This window comes from Aquabacterium sp. (assembly GCF_049274795.1).
Taxonomy (GTDB): domain Bacteria; phylum Pseudomonadota; class Gammaproteobacteria; order Burkholderiales; family Burkholderiaceae_C; genus Aquabacterium.
Map to the genome: position 1 here is coordinate 1 of NZ_JBASTH010000099.1, position 20,327 is coordinate 20,327.

Annotated in this window: 20 protein-coding genes and 1 tRNA gene; 1 reads left to right on the top strand and 20 read right to left on the bottom strand. The window is 64.4% G+C overall.

Features of this window, described 5'->3' with window-relative positions; translation table 11 throughout:
• Positions 1–220: transposase (locus WAQ08_RS16485; protein WP_422193011.1), on the top strand; the 220-nt coding region annotated here is incomplete at its 5' end.
• Positions 221–472: 252 nt separating this feature from the next.
• On the opposite strand, the gene WAQ08_RS16490 is transcribed toward WAQ08_RS16485, so the two are convergent.
• From WAQ08_RS16490 to pnp, 20 genes are all read right to left on the bottom strand, one after another.
• Positions 473–1,087: an NUDIX domain-containing protein gene (locus WAQ08_RS16490; protein ID WP_422193012.1), complete on the bottom strand. Its 615-nt coding sequence runs from the start codon at positions 1,085–1,087 to the stop codon at positions 473–475.
• Positions 1,084–1,398, bottom strand: coding sequence for a DUF2818 family protein (locus WAQ08_RS16495; RefSeq protein WP_422193014.1), 315 nt, complete (start codon positions 1,396–1,398; stop codon positions 1,084–1,086). Before WAQ08_RS16495 ends, WAQ08_RS16490 begins: the two co-directional genes overlap by 4 nt.
• A 27-nt stretch (positions 1,399–1,425) precedes the next feature.
• A complete protein-coding gene (nuoN, locus tag WAQ08_RS16500) occupies positions 1,426–2,907 on the bottom strand; it encodes an NADH-quinone oxidoreductase subunit NuoN (protein WP_422193015.1) in 1,482 nt (493 codons plus the stop codon).
• 19 nt (positions 2,908–2,926) lie between these two features.
• Positions 2,927–4,405: an NADH-quinone oxidoreductase subunit M gene (locus tag WAQ08_RS16505; protein ID WP_422193096.1), complete on the bottom strand. Its 1,479-nt coding sequence runs from the start codon at positions 4,403–4,405 to the stop codon at positions 2,927–2,929.
• 24 nt (positions 4,406–4,429) lie between these two features.
• Complete coding sequence (nuoL, locus tag WAQ08_RS16510; RefSeq protein ID WP_422193017.1) at positions 4,430–6,454, bottom strand: NADH-quinone oxidoreductase subunit L; 2,025 nt, start codon at positions 6,452–6,454, stop codon at positions 4,430–4,432.
• A 27-nt stretch (positions 6,455–6,481) separates the two neighbouring features.
• Positions 6,482–6,793 carry an NADH-quinone oxidoreductase subunit NuoK gene (gene nuoK, locus WAQ08_RS16515; RefSeq protein WP_125241785.1) on the bottom strand — a complete coding sequence of 104 codons (312 nt, stop codon included), beginning with the start codon at positions 6,791–6,793 and terminating at the stop codon, positions 6,482–6,484.
• The gene (locus tag WAQ08_RS16520; protein ID WP_422193018.1) at positions 6,790–7,455 is read right to left on the bottom strand and encodes an NADH-quinone oxidoreductase subunit J; all 666 of its coding nucleotides are present in this window, start codon (positions 7,453–7,455) and stop codon (positions 6,790–6,792) included. The genes nuoK and WAQ08_RS16520 overlap by 4 nt, the downstream gene beginning before the upstream one ends.
• Positions 7,456–7,467: 12 nt before the next feature.
• A complete protein-coding gene (nuoI, locus tag WAQ08_RS16525) occupies positions 7,468–7,968 on the bottom strand; it encodes an NADH-quinone oxidoreductase subunit NuoI (RefSeq protein WP_422193020.1) in 501 nt (166 codons plus the stop codon).
• Between the two features lie 14 nt (positions 7,969–7,982).
• Positions 7,983–9,080 carry an NADH-quinone oxidoreductase subunit NuoH gene (nuoH, locus tag WAQ08_RS16530; protein WP_422193022.1) on the bottom strand — a complete coding sequence of 366 codons (1,098 nt, stop codon included), beginning with the start codon at positions 9,078–9,080 and terminating at the stop codon, positions 7,983–7,985.
• 19 nt (positions 9,081–9,099) lie between these two features.
• Positions 9,100–11,424: an NADH-quinone oxidoreductase subunit NuoG gene (gene nuoG / locus WAQ08_RS16535; RefSeq protein WP_422193024.1), complete on the bottom strand. Its 2,325-nt coding sequence runs from the start codon at positions 11,422–11,424 to the stop codon at positions 9,100–9,102.
• A gap of 90 nt (positions 11,425–11,514) precedes the next feature.
• Positions 11,515–12,858 carry an NADH-quinone oxidoreductase subunit NuoF gene (nuoF, locus tag WAQ08_RS16540; protein WP_422193025.1) on the bottom strand — a complete coding sequence of 448 codons (1,344 nt, stop codon included), beginning with the start codon at positions 12,856–12,858 and terminating at the stop codon, positions 11,515–11,517.
• A 25-nt stretch (positions 12,859–12,883) separates the two neighbouring features.
• Positions 12,884–13,369: an NADH-quinone oxidoreductase subunit NuoE gene (nuoE, locus tag WAQ08_RS16545; protein WP_422193026.1), complete on the bottom strand. Its 486-nt coding sequence runs from the start codon at positions 13,367–13,369 to the stop codon at positions 12,884–12,886.
• A 36-nt stretch (positions 13,370–13,405) separates the two neighbouring features.
• On the bottom strand, positions 13,406–14,659 hold the full coding sequence (locus WAQ08_RS16550; RefSeq protein WP_422193028.1) for an NADH-quinone oxidoreductase subunit D: 1,254 nt from the start codon (positions 14,657–14,659) through the stop codon (positions 13,406–13,408).
• Positions 14,660–14,661: 2 nt separating this feature from the next.
• A complete protein-coding gene (locus WAQ08_RS16555) occupies positions 14,662–15,273 on the bottom strand; it encodes an NADH-quinone oxidoreductase subunit C (RefSeq protein WP_422193030.1) in 612 nt (203 codons plus the stop codon).
• Positions 15,274–15,308: 35 nt separating this feature from the next.
• Complete coding sequence (locus WAQ08_RS16560) at positions 15,309–15,785, bottom strand: NuoB/complex I 20 kDa subunit family protein (RefSeq protein WP_422193032.1); 477 nt, start codon at positions 15,783–15,785, stop codon at positions 15,309–15,311.
• Positions 15,786–15,838: 53 nt separating this feature from the next.
• Entirely contained in the window at positions 15,839–16,201 is a 363-nt protein-coding gene (locus tag WAQ08_RS16565) for an NADH-quinone oxidoreductase subunit A (RefSeq protein ID WP_422193034.1), read from the bottom strand.
• Positions 16,202–16,484: 283 nt separating this feature from the next.
• Positions 16,485–16,569 (bottom strand) — tRNA-Leu (locus WAQ08_RS16570).
• 164 nt (positions 16,570–16,733) lie between these two features.
• On the bottom strand, positions 16,734–17,099 hold the full coding sequence (gene secG / locus WAQ08_RS16575) for a preprotein translocase subunit SecG (RefSeq protein ID WP_422193036.1): 366 nt from the start codon (positions 17,097–17,099) through the stop codon (positions 16,734–16,736).
• Between the two features lie 35 nt (positions 17,100–17,134).
• On the bottom strand, positions 17,135–17,890 hold the full coding sequence (gene tpiA / locus WAQ08_RS16580) for a triose-phosphate isomerase (protein ID WP_422193037.1): 756 nt from the start codon (positions 17,888–17,890) through the stop codon (positions 17,135–17,137).
• Positions 17,890–20,178 (bottom strand): polyribonucleotide nucleotidyltransferase, encoded by a 2,289-nt coding sequence (pnp, locus tag WAQ08_RS16585; RefSeq protein WP_422193039.1) that lies wholly within the window; start codon positions 20,176–20,178, stop codon positions 17,890–17,892. The genes tpiA and pnp overlap by 1 nt, the downstream gene beginning before the upstream one ends.
• Between the last annotated feature and the right edge of the window lie 149 nt (positions 20,179–20,327).

A 20,327-nucleotide genomic window follows, 5' to 3' on the forward strand; every position in this document is an offset into this window, starting at 1 on the left:
GGTTGATCGGCGCAAAGAGGCCGACAACAAGCGACGTGATCCGAAGAAGAAGGCGCGCCGCTGGGTTGTCGAGGTTTGCCATAGTTGGTTCAATCGGTTCCGCAAACTCCTCGTGCGATACGAGAAGTTGGAACGCAGCTTCCTTGCGCTCAACCATCTGGCTGCTGCCATCATTGCGTTCCGCAAAGTACCACTACGCGCAAATATAATTTACGGATAGATTCCAAGAATTTCGGCAATCAAGGGCAAACTCACTGGGTGCCTGCGGCCGCCTGATTCCGGGCGACTGCTTGTCAACGTGTGATGCCCGGACGCTCACTGCGATGACGATCTGACCCAACGCGATCCGAGCGGATCAAGGTTGCCCACACCAGGCGCCATAAAGCCTGAGCCGCCCCTCAGATGCGGGGATCCTGGCAAGTTCGCGGGAACTTCGGGTGCACCAAGCCAACAAGGCCTTGGCAAAAAGACGTCAGCCGGGCACGTCCTGCCAGTCCAGCGGCCATGCACCTGCGCGCCACTGCCGCAGCCACATCATGCCGACGATGGTCTTGGCATCCGTCAGCTTGCCCTGCTGCATCCAGGCCTCGAGATCATCCTGCGTGGCCGCGAAGACGTCGAGGAACTCGCCATCGTCCAGGTGGCGTTCGGTCAGGGTCAGATCCTGGGCAAACCAGATCTCGATGAACTCGGTGGCGTAGCCGATCACCGGGTGCATCACACCGGCACGGGCCCAGAGGCGACCCACATAGCCCGTCTCTTCGAGCAGTTCGCGCTTCGCGCAGGCCAAGCTGCCTTCACCGGCGTCAAGCTTGCCGGCCGGGAACTCGATCATCGTCATGCCCACGGGGTAGCGGAACTGGCGCTCCATCACCAGGCGCCCATCGGGCAGGATGGGCACGACCATCACGGCGCCCGGGTGCACCACGTACTCGCGCGTGGCCTCGCGGCCATCGGGCAGTTGCACCCGATCACGGCGCCATTGCAGGAACTTGCCCTGCTCGAGCAGTTCGGCCTCCACCAGCGTCTCGCGCAGGTGGCGGTCGCCGTCGTTGGGCTCAGGGGGCTGTGAAGGCGCGCCGCTCATCGGCGAGCCCCTCGGCGCAGATAGCGCCACACGAAGCCCGGGAAGGCCAGCGTCAGGAAGACGCAGCCCCAGATGGCGTAGAACTCCCAGCGCTGCGGGGCTGCCTGGCCCACGTGCGCTTCCAGCACGCGCCCCAGCAGGGCCACCAGCACGGCGTAGACCAGCAGTTCCAGCACATGCCAGAAGGTGGGCTTGGGCTTGCGCGCCGGCCCCACCAGGAAAAGGCGCTGGTTCATGAACGGCAGGTTGGCGGCCACCAGGGCCACCACCAGCACACTGATCACCGCCCAGGCGGGCACCAGGCCGTTCATGCGGGTTTCTTTACTTCACCGCAGCGGTCAGCCCGCCAGCGATTGCGTGATCACGCGGGCGCACAGGGCCATCAGGCCACCGGGCAGGATGCCCAGCAGCAGCACGGCCGCTGCGTTGGCCGACAGCAGCGCACGGGCCTCACCACCCTGCACCACCGGGGTGGTGTCGGTGGGCTCGTCAAAGTACATGACCTTGACGACACGCAGGTAGTAGTAGGCACCGACCAGCGACAGCAGCACAGCGATGATGGACAGCTGGATCAGCCAGGTCGAGTTGGTCGTGATCAGCGACTGCAGCACGGCCAGCTTGGCGTAGAAGCCCACCGTCGGCGGGATGCCGGCCAGCGAGAACATGAACACCGCCATCACGGCGGCCAGCAGCGGGCTGCGCTTGGCCAGGCCGGCCAGGTCGGAGACCTGTTCGGATTCGAAGCCCGGGCGCGACAGCAACATCACCAGGCCGAAGGTGCCCAGCGTGGTCAGCACATAGGTGATCACGTAGAACAGCGACGAGCCATAGCCGTTGCCGGCGGACACGGTATTGCCGGCTACCACGCTGGGCACGAAGCCCAGCAGCATGAAGCCCAACTGCGCGATACCGGAGTAGGCCAGCAGGCGCTTGAGGTTGGTCTGCGCGATGGCGGCCAGGTTGCCCACCACCATCGAGCACACGGCCAGCACGGTCAGCATCTGCTGCCAGTCGGTGGCGGAGTTGATCAGGCCTTCGACCAGCAGGCGCACAGTGATGGCGAACGCAGCCAGCTTGGGCGCGCCGGCCACCATCAGCGTGACGGCCGTGGGGGCGCCCTGGTACACGTCGGGCACCCACATGTGGAAAGGCACCACACCCAGCTTGAAGGCCAGGCCAGCCACGATGAACACCAGGCCGAAGGTCAGCACCTGCTTGTTGATCTGGCCGGTCAGCGTGGCCTTGTAGACCTCGTTGATGTCCAGGGAGCCGGTGGCGCCGTACATCATCGACAGGCCATAGAGCAGGAAGCCCGAGGCCAGCGCGCCCAGCACGAAGTACTTCATGGCGGCTTCGGTCGATGCGGCATGGTCGCGGCGCAGCGCCACCAGGGCGTACAGCGACAGCGACATCAACTCCAGGCCCAGGTAGATGACCAGGAAGTTGTTGCCGGCGATCATGATCGAGATGCCCAGCAGCGAGAACAGGCTCAGGGTGAAGAGTTCACCCTTGAGGATGTCCCGGTCGCCGGCATAGACCTGCGCGTAGACCAGGCCGCCCATCACGGCCAGCGTGGCGCACAGGGCCAGCAGGTGGCCCATGGCGTCGATCACGAGCATGCCCTGCATGGCATAACCCGAGGTCGGGTTGTCCAGGTACCCGATGTGCAGGCCGGCCACGCAGGCCAGGGTCAGCATGGTCAGCAGGTAGGTCGGACGGCGGCGAGGGGATGTGACGAACAGATCCACCAGGGCGATGACGCAGGTCATCGCCAGCAGGAAGATCTCGGGCGCCACCGCGAGCCAGTTCATGTTGTTCATTTGGTGTGAACCTTCGTCGTCAATTCAGCTTGCTTTGCGACACGTGCTTGATCAGCTCGGTCACCGAGACGTGCATCACGTCCGTGAAGGGCTTGGGCTGGATGCCCATCCACAGCACGGCGGCCGCCAGGATGGCCATGATCAGGAACTCGCGCGCGTTGATGTCGGTCAGGCCGCGCACGTTGTCGTTGGTGACGTCACCGAAGTACACGCGCTTGTACATCCACAGCGTGTAGGCGGCGCCCAGGATCAGGGCGGTGGCCGCCAGCAGGCCGATGAAGAAGTTGTACTGCACGGCGCCCAGGATCACCATCCACTCGCCCACGAAGCCGGCGGTACCCGGCAAGCCGCAGTTGGCCATGGCGAAGAACAGCGCGAAGGCGGCGAACTTGGGCATGGTGTTGACCACACCGCCGTAGGCGGAGATCTCACGCGAGTGCACGCGGTCGTACAGCACGCCGATGGCCAGGAACATGGCGCCCGACACGAAGCCGTGGGCGATCATCTGCACCAGGCCGCCGGCGATGCCCAGCTCATTGAAGATGAAGAAGCCCAGGGTCACGAAACCCATGTGCGCGATGGACGAATACGCCACCAGCTTCTTCATGTCCTGCTGGACCATGGCCACCAGGCCAATGTAGATCACCGCGATCAGCGACAGCGTGATCACCGCCGGCGCGAACTGGTGGGCCGCATCAGGCACGATGGGCAGCACGAAGCGCAGGAAGCCGTAGCAGCCCAGCTTCAGCATGATCGCCGCCAGCACGACGGAACCACCGGTCGGCGCTTCCACGTGGGCATCGGGCAGCCAGGTGTGCACCGGCCACATCGGCACCTTCACGGCGAAGGCCGCGAAGAAGGCGCCGAACAGCAGGGCCTGCGGCGTGGCGGGCAGCGGCAGCTTGTGCCAGTCGGTGATCTGGAAGGAGCCGCCAGACTTGTAGTACAGGAAGATCAGCGCCACCAGCATCAGCAGCGAGCCGAGCAATGTGTACAGGAAGAACTTGAAGGCCGCGTACACGCGACGAGGGCCGCCCCACACACCGATGATGATGTACATCGGGATCAGCGTGGCCTCGAAGAACACGTAGAACAGCATGCCGTCCAGGGCGGAGAACACGCCGACCATCAGGCCCGACAGGATCAGGAAGGCACCGTAGTACTGGTGCGGGCGGTCTTCGATGACCTCCCAGCCGGCCAGCACCACGATGATCGTGATGAAGGCCGTGAGCGGCACGAACCACATGGAGATGCCGTCCACGCCCAGGTGGTAGAACACATTGAAGCGTTCAATCCAGGCGGCCTTCTCGACGAACTGCATCGCGGCAGTCGTCTCGTCGAAGCTGGTCATCAGGGGGATGGTGACCAGGAAGCCGGCGATGGCGCCGACCAAGGCGATCCAGCGAGTGGCCTTGGCGTTGTCCTGCCGGCCAGCGACCAGCAGCAGCAGGCCGAAGGCCACCGGCACCCAGATGGACAGGGAGAGGATGTAGTTCATTGTTTGCATGTGCGGGCCCCGTGCTCAGTGCTGCCAGAACACGAACCAGGTCATGAGGGCGAACACCCCCAGGATCATGACCAGCGCGTAGTGATAGAGGTAACCCGTCTGGAACAGGCGGACCAGCGAGGCGGTCAGGCCGACCAGCTTGGCCGAGCCGTTGACCAGCAGGCCATCGATCAGCGTCTGGTCACCCACCTTCCACAGGCCACGGCCGAGCAGGCGCGCACCACGGGCCAGCACGTTCTCGTTGAACCAGTCCAGGTAGTACTTGTTCTCGCCGATCACGATCAGCGGGCGCAGCACGCGGCCGAAGAACGCCGGGATCTGCGGGTACATCATGTAGAACACGTAGGCCGTGACGACACCGGCAAGCGCCAGCCAGAACGGCGCGGTCTGCACACCATGGGTCGCCATGGCAGTGGCACCGTGGAACATCTCGGCCAGTTCGGCCATGGCCGGGTGGCGTGCCGCGTCCACGAAGATCGCGTCCTTCAAGAAATCGCCGAACAGCATCGGCTGGATCGCCAGGAAGCCGATCACCACCGAGGGGATCGCCAGCAGCAGCAGCGGCGCCGTCACCACCCAGGGCGATTCGTGCGGCGTGTGCGCGTGGTGATCGTCGTGGCCGTGACCATGGTCGTCATGATCATCGTGGTGGTCATGCTCGCCCGGGAAGGGCTTGTGGTGGAAGTGTTCCTTGCCATGGAAGACCAGGAAGTACATCCGGAAGCTGTAGAACGCCGTGATGAACACACCGGCCAGCACCGCGAAGTTGGCAAAGCCAGCACCGGGCAGCGTGCTAGCGTGCACGGCCTCGATGATCGAGTCCTTGGAGTAGAAGCCCGAGAAGAACGGCGTGCCGATCAGGGCCAGCGAGCCCAGCAGCGACGTGATCCACGTGATCTTCATGTACTTCCACAGGCCGCCCATGTTGCGGATGTCCTGATCGTGGTGCATGCCGATGATCACCGAGCCCGCGCCGAGGAACAGCAGTGCCTTGAAGAAGGCGTGCGTCATCAGGTGGAACACGGCCACGTTGTAGGCCGACACGCCCAGGGCGACTGTCATGTAACCCAGCTGCGACAGCGTGGAGTAGGCCACCACGCGCTTGATGTCGTTCTGGATGATGCCCAAAAAGCCCATGAACAGCGCCGTGATCGAGCCGATCACCAGGATGAAGTTCAGCGCGGCGTCGGACAGCTCGAACAGCGGCGACATGCGCGTGACCATGAAAATGCCGGCCGTCACCATGGTGGCGGCGTGGATCAGCGCGGAGATGGGCGTCGGGCCTTCCATCGAATCGGGCAGCCACACGTGCAGCGGGAACTGCGCCGACTTGCCCATCGCGCCGATGAACAGGCACACGCAGATCACGGTGATCAGCGCCCAGTCGGTGGCCGGCAGGGTCTGCGTGGTCAGCGTGCCGGCCTTGGCGAACAGCTCGGTGTAGTTGAGCGTGCCGGTGTAGGCCAGCAGCAGGCCGATGCCCAGGATGAAGCCGAAGTCACCCACACGGTTGACCAGGAAGGCCTTCATGTTGGCGAAGGTGGCCGTGGGCTTCTTGAACCAGAAGCCGATCAGCAGGTAGGACACCAGGCCCACCGCTTCCCAGCCGAAGAACAGTTGCAGCAGGTTGTTGCTCATCACGAGCATCAACATCGAGAAGGTGAACAGCGAGATGTAGCTGAAAAAGCGCTGGTAGCCGTCGTCCTCTTCCATGTAGCCGATGGTGTAGATGTGCACCATCAGCGACACGAAGGTCACCACGCACATCATCATCGCCGTGAGGCCATCGACCATGAAGCCGACTTCCATCTTCAGCGTGCCCAGCGTCATCCACTCGTAGACGGTGGCGTTGAAGCGCGCGCCGCCCACCACGTCCTTGAGCACCATCACCGAGATGATGAAGGACACCAGCACCCCCAGGATGGTGATGACGTGCGCGCCGCGCCGGTCGATCACCTTGCCGAACAGACCGGCGGCGATGGCGCCGACCAGCGGGGCCAGGGGCACCGCCAGCAGCGAGTTGACAGAAAGTTCTGACATTGTTGTATCTCTCCTAGCGTCGGCCGGTCAGCCCTTGAGCGTGTCGAGTTCGTCCACGTTGATCGACGAGCGATTGCGGAACAGCACGACGAGGATGGCCAGACCGATGGCCGACTCGGCGGCCGCGACGGTCAGGATGAAGAACACGAAGACCTGCCCTGCCATGTCGCCCAGGTAGTGCGAGAAGGCCACGAAGTTCAGGTTGACGGCCAGCAGCATCAGCTCGATGGCCATCAGCAGCACGATCAGGTTCTTGCGGTTCAGGAAGATCCCAATCACCGACAGGGAGAACAGGATGGCGCCGAGCGACAGGTAATGTCCGAGGGTGATGCCGGTCATGCCTGGCCTCCTTGGGTGGGTGCCGTGGGAGCGGCGTCGGCAGCGGCGGGCGGTACCGAGGGCTGCTCGATCACAGGGGCCATCTTCACGATGCGCAGGCGGTCGGCCTTCTTGGCGCGAACCTGTTCGGACGGGTTCTGGCCCTTGGCATCCTTGCGGGCGCGGTGCGTCAGCGCGATGGCGGCGATGATGGCCACCAGCAGGATCACGGCTGCCACCTGTACCGGGAACAGGTAGTTGGTGTACAGGTCGATGCCCAGCGCCTTGGTGTTGGCCACCTTGGCCACTTCAGGCGCGAACGGGGCCGCTTCCTTGACATCGAAGCCGCGCACCAGCACGAAGGCCATCTCGACCGCGATGATCGCGCCGATGATGCCGGCTACCGGGAAGTGCTTCCAGAAGTTGCGCCGCAGCGAGTCCATGTTGATGTCGAGCATCATCACGACGAAGAGGAACAGCACCATCACCGCGCCCACGTAGACCAGCACCAGGGTGATGGCCAGGAACTCGGCTTGCAGCAGCATCCACACGCACGAGGCGTTGAAGAAGGCCAGCACCAGGTGCAGCGCCGCGCTCACGGGGCTCTTGGCGGTGATGACGCGGAAGGCCGCGTACACCAGCACCAGCGAGAAGATGTAGAAAAGCAGGGTCGTTGTTTGCATGGGGGTCTCGGATCAGCGGTATTTCGCGTCCGCCTCCTTCGTGGCAGCGATGTCCTTCTCGTAGCGATCACCCACCGCCAGGAGCATGTCCTTGGTGAAGTACAGATCACCGCGCTTTTCGCCGTGGTATTCGAAGATGTGCGTTTCGACGATGGAGTCGACGGGGCAGCTCTCTTCGCAGAAGCCACAGAAGATGCACTTGGTCAGGTCGATGTCGTAGCGCGTGGTGCGGCGGGTGCCGTCGTCACGCACGTCGGATTCGATCGTGATGGCCATGGCCGGGCAGACGGCTTCGCACAGCTTGCAGGCGATGCAGCGCTCTTCGCCGTTGTCATAGCGGCGCAGGGCATGCAGCCCGCGGAAACGCGGCGACAGCGGCGTCTTTTCGTCCGGGAACTGGATGGTGATGTTCTTGGACAGGAAGTGCTTGCCCGTCACGCCGAACCCCTTGAGGAAGTCGATCAGCAGGAAGCTCGAAAAGAAATCCTTGAAGGACGCCAATGCGGTTGTCATGGTGAGTCCCTTCCTTATTTCCAGATGTTCCAGGGCGACTGGATCCACAGGCCTACGACCACCAGCCACACCAGGGTGACGGGGATGAAGATCTTCCAGCCCAGACGCATGATCTGGTCATAGCGGAAGCGCGGGAACGAGGCGCGCACCCACAGGAACAGGGTCACGACCACAAACGTCTTGCCGAACAGCCACACCCAGTTCCAGAACCAGATCGTGCTTTCGATCCAGCCCGGCGTTTCCATGCCGAAGGCGCTGAAGGACACCGGCGCGGCCCAGCCGCCCAGGAACATCAGCACGGCCAGGGCCGACACCAGGATCATGTTCGCGTACTCGGCCAGGAAGAACATGGCGAAGGCCATGCCCGAGTACTCGACCATGTGGCCGGCCACGATTTCCGATTCGCCTTCGACCACGTCGAAGGGGTGGCGGTTGGTTTCGGCCAGGCCCGAGATGAAGTACACCACGGCGATCGGCAGCAGCGGCAGCCAGTTCCACGACAGGATGTTCACGCCCATGCTGGCGAACATGCCGGTGTTCTGGCTGACCACGATGTCGGTCATGTTCAGCGAGCCGACCGTCATCAGCACCACCACGAAGCAGAAGCCCATGGCGATTTCGTAGGACACCATCTGGGCCGATGCGCGCAGCGCACCCAGGAAGGCGTACTTCGAGTTGGAGGCCCAGCCGGCGATGATCACGCCATAGACCTCCAGCGAGGTGATGGCCATCAGGAACAGCAGGCCGGCGTTGACGTTGGCCAGCGCGGCATCCGGGCCCATGGGGATCACGGCCCAGGCGGCCAGGGCCGGCATGATCGTCATGATCGGGCCCAGGAAAAACAGGCCCTTGTGCGAGGCCGTCGGCACGATGATCTCCTTGAAGATCAGCTTGACGGCGTCGGCGATGGGCTGCAGCAGACCGGCGGGGCCCGTGCGGTTCGGGCCCGGGCGGATCTGCGACCAACCGATGGCCTTGCGCTCCCACAGGGTCAGGTAGGCCACGCAGCCCAGCAGGGGCAGCAGCAGCGCCACGATCTTGATCAGCGACCAGACCAGGGGCCAGGCAGCGCCCAGGTGGGCGGCGCCGGCGTTGTAGAGGGTGTCAATCATGGTGTCCTATCCCCCTGCTTCAGGCTTTGTCGACACGCACGGCGCCGAAAGCGGCGCCCAGCGAGGCGGTCAGCGGATGGCCGGCCGGCACGCGCACCACGTTGGCGGGCAGGCTGGCATCGAGCACGGCGTTCAGCACGGCGGAGCCTCCATCCTGCGAGACCTTGACCTGGGCGCCCTGAGCGCCTTCGGCCAAGCCCAGCTCGGCCCACAGGGCCTGCGGCAGGCTGGCCACCGGGGCGGCGGCATCAGCCGTGGCCTGCAGCGCGGGCGAGCGGCGCACCAGCGCGTCGGCGCTGTAGATGGGCAGTTCGGCGATGCGTTCCAGGCCGCCCGTGGAGGCGTTGACCGTGGCGGCAGCGCTGGTCTGGTTGGACAGGCGCGAGGGGATCGTGGACAGATCACCCAGCGCCTGGGCCTTGACCTGCTCGGACGTGTCGGCGTTGAAGCCCGGCAGGTCCAGCATCGTGCCCAGCACGCGCAGCACCTTCCAGCCCGGACGCGCATCGCCCAGGGGCTTGACCACACCGTGGAAGCTCTGCACGCGGCCTTCGGCGTTGACGAAGGTGCCCGAGGTTTCGGTGAACGGGGCGATGGGCAGCAGCACGTCGGCGAACTCGTTGGCGGCCGTCTTGAACGGCGACAGCGACACGACCATCTCGGCGTTGGCCAGCGCAGCGCGCGCGGCAGCCGGGTTGGCCATGTCGTACTGGGGCTCGACGCCCAGCAGCAGCACAGCCTTAAGGCCCTGCCCGCTCAGCATCTGGCCAGCGTTCAGACCGCCCTGGCCAGGCTGTGCGCCCACCAGTTGCGCGCCGACCGTGTTGGCCGATTCGCCCAGGAAGCCGAAGGAAGCGCCGGTCTGCGTGGCGATCCACTGCGCCAGGGCCTGCAGGCCGGAGGCGTTAGGATGCTGCGCGGCGGCATTGCCCAGCAGCACGGCCTTGTTGGCGCCGTCGATCAGCGATTGCGCGATGGCCTGTGCGGCTTGCGTGGCATTGCCTTGCGCAGGGGCGGACACGCCCTTGGCCTCGCCCACGGCGACGGCCACGTCGGCCAGGGCCTGGGCCCAGGCGCTGGGCGCCACGGTGACGCGTTGCGCCAGCGGGATCAGCCAGTCGTCCGTCGTCGCACCGATCGCGCTGATGGCGGCACCCTTGCGGGCAGCCTGGCGCAGACGCGAGGCGAACAGCGGGTGGTCCTTGCGCAGGAAGGAGCCGACCACCAGGGCAGCGTCCAGCGTGGACAGGCCAGCCACGGGCAGGCCCAGCCAGCGGGCGCCCGGCCCTGGCGTGAACTCGGCGTTGCGCAGACGGGTGTCAACGTTCTCACTGCCCAGACCGCGGACCAGTTGGCCCAGCAGGTACAGCTCTTCGATGGTGCTGTGCTCGGTGGCCAGCGCGCCGATGGCGGCGGCGCCGTGGTCGTTCTTCACGCCCTTGAGGCCATTGGCCACGTACTCCAGCGCGGTGGTCCAGTCGACCTCGCGCCACTGGCCGCCCTGCTTGAGCATGGGCTTGGTCAGGCGCTCTTCGCTGTTGACGGCCTCGTAGCTGAAACGGTCGCGGTCGGCGATCCAGCACTCGTTGACGTCTTCGTTCTCCAGCGGCAGCACGCGCAGCACCTTGCCGTTCTTGACCTGGACGACCAGGTTGGCGCCGGTGCTGTCGTGCGGGCTGACGCTCTTGCGGCGCGACAGCTCCCACGTGCGGGCGCTGTAACGGAAGGGCTTGCTGGTCAGCGCGCCGACGGGGCAGATGTCGATCATGTTGCCCGACAGTTCGGAATCGACGGTGTTGCCCACGAAGGTGGTGATCTCGGAATGCTCACCGCGGTGGATCATGCCGAGTTCCATCACGCCAGCCACTTCCTGGCCGAAGCGCACGCAGCGGGTGCACTGGATGCAGCGGCTCATCTCTTCCATCGAGATCAGCGGGCCCACATCTTTGCGGAACACCACGCGCTTTTCTTCTTGATAGCGCGAAGCGGAACCGCCGTAGCCCACGGCCAGATCCTGCAACTGGCATTCACCGCCCTGGTCGCAGATCGGGCAATCCAGCGGGTGGTTGATCAGCAGGAACTCCATCACGCCCTGCTGGGCCTTGATGGCTTTGTCGCTCTTGGTGCGCACGATCATGCCTTGCGTCACGGGCGTGGCGCAGGCGGGCATGGGCTTGGGCGCCTTCTCGATGTCCACCAGGCACATGCGGCAGTTGGCGGCGATCGAGAGCTTCTTGTGATAGCAGAAATGCGGGATGTAGGTGCCGGCCTGTTCGGCGGCATGCATCACCATGCTGCCTTCGCGGCACTGGACCTTCTGTCCGTCGAGTTCGATTTCAACCATAGCGTTTACTCACCTTTACGGACTGGCGCCGGGCCGTCCCAAGTCAGTCCAGCCCCCGCGGGGGGCAGCGACGAAGGAGCGTGGGGGCACTTAGTCATAGGTCGGGACCGTGCAGGTCTTGTGTTCGATGTGGTGCAGGAATTCATCGCGGTAGTGCTTGATGAATGCGCGCACCGGCATGGCGGCGGCATCGCCCAGGGCGCAGATGGTGCGCCCCTGGATGTTGTCGGCCACGGAGTTCAGCAGGTCGATGTCTTCGACGCGGCCGTGGCCCGTCTCGATGCGATCGACCATGCGCCACAGCCAGCCCGTGCCTTCGCGGCACGGCGTGCACTGGCCGCAGCTTTCGTGCATGTAGAAGTACGACAGGCGTTGCAGGCTCTTGACCATGCAGCGGGTCTCGTCCATCACGATCAGCGCGCCCGAGCCCAGCATGGAGCCGGCCTTGGCGATGGAGTCATAGTCCATCGTGCAGTCCATCATGATGTGGGCCGGCAGCACGGGCGACGACGATCCGCCAGGGATCACGGCCTTGAGCTTCTTGCCGCCACGCACGCCACCGCACAGATCCAGCAGCACCGAGAACGGCGTGCCCATCGGGATCTCGTAGTTGCCGGGGCGCTCCACGTCACCGCTGACGGAGTACAGCTTGGTGCCGCCGTTGTTGGGCTTGCCGGTGTCGAGGAAGGCCTGGCCGCCGTTGCGGATGATCCAGGGCACCGCGGCAAATGTCTCGGTGTTGTTGATCGTGGTGGGCTTGCCGTACAGGCCGAAGCTGGCCGGGAACGGCGGCTTGAAGCGGGGCTGGCCCTTCTTGCCTTCGAGCGATTCCAGCAGCGCGGTTTCTTCACCGCAGATGTAGGCGCCGAAACCATGGTGCGCGTGCAGCTGGAAGCTGAAGTTGCTGCCCTGGATGTTGTCACCCAGGAAGCCCGCGGCACGGGCCTCTTCCAGGGCGGCCTCGAAGCGCTTGTACACCTCGAAGATTTCGCCGTGGATGTAGTTGTAGCCCACGCTGATGCCCATCGCGTACGCGGCGATGGCCATGCCCTCGATCACGATGTGCGGGTTGTACATCAGGATCTCGCGGTCCTTGCACGTGCCCGGCTCACCTTCGTCGGAGTTGCACACCAGGTACTTCTGGCCCGGGAAGGCGCGGGGCATGAAGCTCCACTTCAGGCCCGTGGGGAAACCGGCGCCGCCACGGCCACGCAGGGCCGAGAGCTTCACGTCGGCGATCACCTGCTCGGGCGTCATGCCCTCGCCGCCGTCCAGGCCCAGGATCTTGCGCAAGGCCTGGTAGCCGCCGCGCGCCTGGTAATCCTGCAGGCCCCAATTGCTGCCGTTCAGGTCGGCGTAGATCTGGGGGGAGATGTGGCGACCGTGGAAGACGGTCTCCTTGCCGGTCGACTGGAATTTCGAGAGGTCAAGCATGTCGGTGTGTCCTTGGCCTGGTCGTTCAACGGGCCTGCGACTTGAGCGTATCGACCAGATCGTCGATCCGCTCTTCGCTCATGAAGCTCACCATCTGCTGGTCGTTCACTAGCATCACGGGCGCGTCGGCGCAGGCGCCCATGCACTCGCCGTACTGCACGGTGAACAAGCCATCGGCCGTGGTGCCGCCCGCCTCGATGCCCAGTTTGTGGCACAGGTGCTCCAGCGCCTTCTGGCCATCACGCAACTGGCACGGCAGGTTGGTGCAGACGTTGACCTTGAAACGGCCCACCGGCTGCTGGTTGTACATGTTGTAGAAGGTCGTGACCTCATGCACGGCGATGGCCGGCATGCCGATGTGGTCAGCAATCTCCTGCTCGCTCTCGGGCGAGACCCAGCCACGCTCTTCCTGGATGATGGTCAGGCAGGCCATCACGGCGGACTGGCGCTGGTCGGCCGGGTACTTGGCGATTTCGCGGTCGAAACGCGCTTTGGTTTGTTCGCTCAACATAGGGGAGTCTGTCTCGCTGGTTGATGCCAGGGTTGACTATCGATCGATCTCGCCGAACACGATGTCCATCGTGCCGATGATGGCCACGGCGTCTGCCAGCATGTGGCCACGCGACATTTCGTCGAGGGCGGCCAGGTGCGCGAAACCGGGGGCGCGGATCTTGAGGCGATAAGGCTTGTTGGCCCCGTCGCTGACCAGGTAGATGCCGAACTCACCCTTGGGGTGTTCGACGGCGGCGTAGGCCTCGCCTTCAGGCACGTGGAAGCCTTCGGTGAACAGCTTGAAATGGTGGATCAACTGTTCCATCGACGACTTCATCTCGACGCGCGAGGGCGGAGCGACCTTGTGGTTGTCGGTGATGACGGGGCCCGGGTTGGCCTTGAGCCAGTCCACGCACTGCTTGATGATGCGGTTGGACTGGCGCAGCTCTTCGACGCGCACCAGGTAACGGTCGTAGCAGTCACCGTTCTTGCCGATGGGGATGTCGAAGTCCAGGCGGTCGTAGACCTCGTAGGGCTGCGTCTTGCGCAGATCCCACGCGATGCCGGAGCCACGCAGCATGGCGCCCGTCAGGCCCATGTTCATGGCGCGCTCGGGCGTCATCACGCCGATGCCGACAGTGCGCTGCTTCCAGATGCGGTTGTCGGTCAGCAGGGTCTCGTACTCATCGACCAGGCGCGGGAAGCGCTGGGTGAAGTCGTCGACGAAATCCAGCAGCGTGCCTTGACGGTTCTTGTTCAGCTCGTTGATGGCGCGCTGGTTCTTGATCTTGTTGACCTTGTACTGCGGCATCGTGTCCGGCAGGTCGCGGTAGACACCGCCCGGACGGAAGTAGGCGGCGTGCATGCGCGCGCCCGACACGGCTTCGTACAGGTCGAACAGGTCTTCACGCTCACGGAAGCAGTAGATGAAGATGTTCATCGCGCCGCAGTCCAGACCGTGCGCGCCCAGCCACATCAAGTGGTTCAGGATGCGGGTAATCTCGGAGAACATCACGCGGATGTACTGCGCACGCAGCGGCACATCGATGCCCATCAGCTTCTCGATGGCCAGGCAGTAGGCGTGCTCGTTGGACATCATCGAGACGTAGTCCAGGCGGTCCATGTAGGGCAGCGACTGGATGAAGGTCTTCGATTCGGCCAGCTTCTCGGTGGCACGGTGCAGCAGGCCGATGTGCGGGTCAGCGCGCTGGATGACTTCGCCGTCCAGCTCGAGCACCAGGCGCAGCACGCCGTGCGCGGCCGGGTGCTGCGGGCCGAAGTTCAGGGTGTAGTTCTTGATGTCAGCCATGATTACTTGAGCCCGCCGTAGTTGTCTTCACGGATGATGCGCGGGGTGATCTCGCGCGGCTCGATGGTGACGGGCTGGTAGATCACGCGCTTTTGCTCTGCGTCGTAGCGCATCTCGACGTGGCCCGAGACCGGGAAGTCCTTGCGGAAGGGGTGGCCGATGAAGCCGTAGTCGGTCAGGATGCGGCGCAGGTCTTCGTGGCCTTCGAACACGATGCCGTACAGGTCGAAGGCCTCGCGCTCGAACCAGTTGGCGGCGTTCCAGATCGGGTTGACCGAGGCCACGATGGGCAACTCGTCATCGGGGGCGAACACGCGCACGCGCAGGCGCCAGTTCTTCTCGACCGACAGCAGGTGCAGCACGGCGGCGTAGCGCGGGCCTTCTGCGAACTGCGATTCGGCGCCATCCTTATAGGCCGAGTAATCCATGCCGCACAGGTCGATCAGGATCTCGAAACGCAGCTGGTCGTGATCGCGCAGCGTGGCGGCGGTCTGCAGGTAGTTGGCGGCCTTGACCGTGAGGGTGAGTTCACCGCGCTCGCGGTCCAGGCGCGCAACGGCGTCGCCCAGCACGCTCTGCAGCGTGGCTTCCAGGGTGTCGAGTTTCAGGCTCATGGTGGGGACTTAGGGCTTGAACGGGCGTTGCGGGCTCAGCGGGCGATGGTGTTTTCTCGTCGGACCTTGGCTTGCAGTTGCAAGATGCCGTAGAGAAGCGCCTCTGCCGTGGGCGGACAGCCCGGCACGTACACATCGACCGGGACGATGCGGTCGCAGCCACGCACGACCGAATAGCTGTAGTGGTAGTAGCCGCCGCCGTTGGCGCACGAGCCCATGGACAGCACCCAGCGGGGCTCGGCCATCTGGTCGTACACCTTGCGCAGGGCGGGTGCCATCTTGTTGCACAGCGTGCCGGCCACGATCATCAGGTCGGACTGGCGAGGGCTGGGGCGGAACAGCATGCCGAAGCGGTCGATGTCATAACGGGCCGCACCCGCATGCATCATCTCCACCGCGCAGCAGGCCAGACCGAAGGTCATGGGCCACATCGAACCGGTCTTGGACCAGTTGATGAGCGAATCGGCCGTGGTGGTGATGAAGCCTTCTTTGAAGACGCCTTCGATACCCATGTGGTGCTACCTTGAATGCTGATGCTCGACGACAACGGTTTCTGAACGGGAGATCACTCCCAGTCCAGCGCGCCCTTCTTCCATTCGTAGACAAAGCCGACCACCAGGATGCCCAGGAAGAGCATGACGGTCCAGAAGCCCACGGCGCCGATTTCCTTGAGCGCGACGGCCCAGGGGAACAGGAAGGCGATTTCGAGGTCGAACAGGATGAACAGGATGGCCACGAGGTAGTAGCGCACGTCGAACTTCATGCGCGCATCCTCGAAGGCCTCGAAGCCGCACTCGTAGGGAGAGTTCTTGGCCGGATCCGGTCGGCGCGGGCCCAGCAGGAAGCCCAGCAACTGTGGGGCAACGCCCACACCCACACCCACGAGGATGAACAGGATGACAGGAAGGTATTGCTCAAGGCTGAACATGGATCAGATCCCTTTGCCGCCCGGTGGTCATCGCCCGACGAGCAGCGCAACAAAAAAGCCCAACAAAAAAGCGCGCTGGGAGCCTAGCACCTGGCCACGTCAAACACGTGACCATCCTTGCCAAACCCTCAACGCGCCCGCTTGAGCCTCGCGTACCACCAACAACACTGCTGCAACACCACCACCAGACCGGAAGCGGACACTTGCCTGCCCTTGATCAACCTTGGTCATGCGAATGGGGCTGATCATTGTGTGTGAGGGCACGAAGACTCTATGAATTCTCTGGTGCCGACGGCGAGACTCGAACTCGCACAGCTTTCGCCACTACCCCCTCAAGATAGCGTGTCTACCAATTTCACCACGTCGGCAAAACAGGCCCTAAGGCCGGTTTCATCACAGCTTCGGCTTGCATGAGGGCTTGCTTTACCAAGGGTAAAAGCATCGCTCACCGAAGCCTCTCATTGTAACCCTTTTTCAGGTTATGCCCCAGAGGGGTGCCCAATTTGCTCAGGCATTGCCCCTCTGTTCACCCTCATTTGGTAGGGATGAGCGCCGCGCCCGAAGCCGGGGTGACGGGAGCGGACGGCACCACGGCCGCCGGGGTTGCTGCAGAGGCCGGCGCGCTGGCCGCCTGATCGAGCACACTACCCTGCGCCGCAGGGGCATCGCCCCGGCTGCCGATGTAGGCCAGCGCCAGGGTGCTCACGAAGAACACCGTGGCCGCCGCCGCCGTGGAGCGCGACAGGAAGTTGGCGCTGCCGGTGGCGCCGAACAGGCTGCCGGAGGAACCACCGCCAAACGAGGCACCCATGTCGGCGCCCTTGCCGTGCTGCACCAGCACCAGCACGATCATGGCGAACGCAGCCGCCAGCTGAACCAGAAGAAGTAACACTTGCATGAAAGAAAACTCCTAACCTTCGGAACGCAGGGCCGTCAGGCGGCCCGCGCGATGGCGGCGAAATCGGCCGCCTTCAGGGAGGCGCCACCGATCAGGCCACCGTCGATGTCGGCTTGCGAAAACAGTTCGGCGGCGTTGTCGGGCTTGACGCTGCCACCGTAGAGCAGCGGTACACGAGCGGCATCCGCCTGGGCGGCCGTCAGGCGCGCACGCAGGAAGGCGTGCACGGCCTGAGCCTGCTCGGGCGACGCGGTCTTGCCGGTGCCGATGGCCCACACGGGCTCATAGGCCACCACGACACGGACCAGATCGGCACCCAGGGTGTCGATCACGGCCTGAAGCTGGCGGCCGACGACGGCCTCGGTCTGGTCGGCTTCACGTTCAGCCAGTGTCTCACCCACACACACGATGGGCACCAGGCCGTGCGACAGGGCCGCGCGGGCCTTGTCTGCCACGAGCTGATCGCTCTCGGCGTGGTAGGTGCGGCGCTCGGAATGGCCGACGATGGTGTAACGCACGCCTAGCTCACGCAGCATGGGGCCGGCCACCTCGCCCGTGAAGGCGCCTTGCGCCTGCACGGACACGTCTTGCGAACCGACTGCGATGGCGCCGCCCTGCAGGGCGGCCACCGCATCGGCCAGGTAGACGAAGGGCGGACAGACCGCCACATCCGCGCGGGGCGCAGACGTGGACAGGTCGGCCGCCAGCAGGCCCTGCAGCAGTTCGGCGTTGACCGAACGGCTGCCGTGCATCTTCCAGTTACCAACAACCAGCTTCTTCATGGCCGCCATCACTGTTGCTGCTGTTGCTGCTGCTCGCCGGCATCACCGTTGTCGGCGGCCTGCTGCTCGGCGCGGGGGGCGCGTTCACGGCGCTCGCCACGGTCACCGCGGTCTCCGCGATCACCACGGTCGCCGCGATCGCTACGCTCACGGCGGGGGCGATCACCACGGTCACCGCGCTCTTCGCGCTCGGGCATGCCCTCAGGGCGCTCCAGCAGGGCCTTCATGGACAGCTTGATGCGGCCCTTCTCGTCGGTCTCCAGGACCTTGACCTTCACGACCTGGCCTTCCTTGAGGTAGTCGCCGACGTTCTCGACACGCTCGTGGGCGATCTGGCTGATGTGCAGCAGGCCGTCCTTGCCGGGCAACAGGTTCACCAGGGCACCGAAGTCGAACAGCTTGGTGACGGCGCCTTCGTAGACGGCACCGATCTCGACCTCGGCCGTGATCTCGCCGATGCGCTTGATGGCGATGTCGGCCTTGGCGGCGTCGGTGGAGGCCACGGTGACGGTGCCATCTTCGGAGATGTTGATCTGGCAGCCGGTCTCTTCGGTCAGGGCACGGATGGTGGCGCCACCCTTGCCGATCACGTCACGGATCTTCTCGGGATTGATCTTGATGGTGTACAGGCGGGGCGCGAACTCCGAGACTTCGGTGTTGGCCGTGCCCATGGCTTCGACCATCTTGCCCAGGATGTGCAGGCGGGCTTCCTTGGCTTGCGCCAGCGCCACCTGCATGATTTCCTTGGTGATGCCCTGGATCTTGATGTCCATCTGCAGGGCAGTGATGCCGCCGGTGGTACCGGCCACCTTGAAGTCCATGTCGCCCAGGTGATCTTCATCGCCCAGGATGTCGGTCAGCACGGCGAACTTGTTGCCGTCCTTGATCAGGCCCATGGCGATACCGGCCACGTGCGCCTTCATGGGCACGCCGGCGTCCATCAGCGCCAGGCAGCCGCCGCAGACGGAGGCCATCGACGACGAACCGTTGGATTCGGTGATCTCGGAGACCACGCGCACGGTGTAGGCGAACTCGTCCTTCGGGGGCAGCAGGGGCACCAGCGAGCGCTTGGCCAGGCGGCCGTGGCCGATTTCGCGGCGCTTGGGGCTGCCCACACGGCCCGTTTCGCCGGTGGCGAACGGAGGCATGTTGTAGTGGAACAGGAAGGTGTCGCGGAAGTCGCCGGTCAGGGCATCGATGCGCTGGGCGTCTTGTTCCGTGCCCAGCGTGGCGATGACCAGGGCCTGGGTTTCACCACGGGTGAACAGGGCCGAGCCGTGCACGCGCGGCAGCACGCCGGTGCGGATCTCGATGGGGCGCACGGTGCGGGTGTCGCGACCGTCGATGCGGGGCTCGCCGGCCAGGATCTGGCTGCGCACGATCTTGGCTTCGATGTCGAACAGCAGGCCCTCGACCTTGACGCCGTCGAACGCGATGCCTTCGGCCGTCAGGGCAGCCTTGACGTCAGCGTAGGCGGCGCGGGTGGCCTGCGTGCGCTGCTGCTTGGAGCGGATCTGGTAGGCGGCGCGCAGCTTCTCTTCGGCCAGGGCATTGACCTTGCCGATGAAGTCTTCGTCCTTGGCGGGAGCTTCCCACTGCCATTCGGGCTTGCCGGCTTCGCGCACCAGCTCATGGATGGCGTTGATGGCGATCTTGCCTTGCTCGTGGCCGTAGACCACGCCACCCAGCATCACGTCTTCCGACAGCTGGTCGGCTTCGGATTCGACCATCAGCACAGCGGATTCGGTGCCGGCGACGATCAGGTCCATCTTGGACTCAGCCACTTGGGCCGGGCCCGGGTTCAGCACGTACTCGCCGTTGATGTAGCCCACGCGGGCGGCACCGATGGGGCCGTTGAAGGGGATGCCGGAGATCGACAGCGCGGCGCTGGAGGCAATCATGGCGGCGATGTCAGCCGACACGTCGGGGTTCAGCGACACCACATGGATGACCAGCTGCACTTCGTTGAAGAAGCCTTCGGGGAACAGCGGGCGGATCGGGCGGTCGATCAGGCGCGAGGTGAGCGTTTCGTGCTCGCTGGGCTTGGCTTCGCGCTTGAAGAAGCTGCCGGGGATCTTGCCGGCGGCGTAGGTCTTCTCGATGTAGTCGACGGTCAGGGGGAAGAAATCCTGGCCGGGCTTGGCGTTCTTGGCGCACACCACGGTGGCAAGCACGACGGTGCCTTCGATGTCAACGACGACGGCGCCGGTGGACTGGCGGGCGATTTCGCCCGTTTCCATCACGACCGTGCGGTCGCCCCATTGGAAGGACTTGGTGACTTTGTTGAACAAGCTCATGGAAGTGTTCTCCGTTTTATGAGGTGCCGTTCACTCTGTCGCGATGCCATTCCAGCAGGGCCTGCGGGGGCCTTGGAGGCCGAGGGCCTGCTGGAATGACACAGCGGTCGCTTGATCGAGTGGTTGGCGTTGAAAAACAAAAAGCCTGT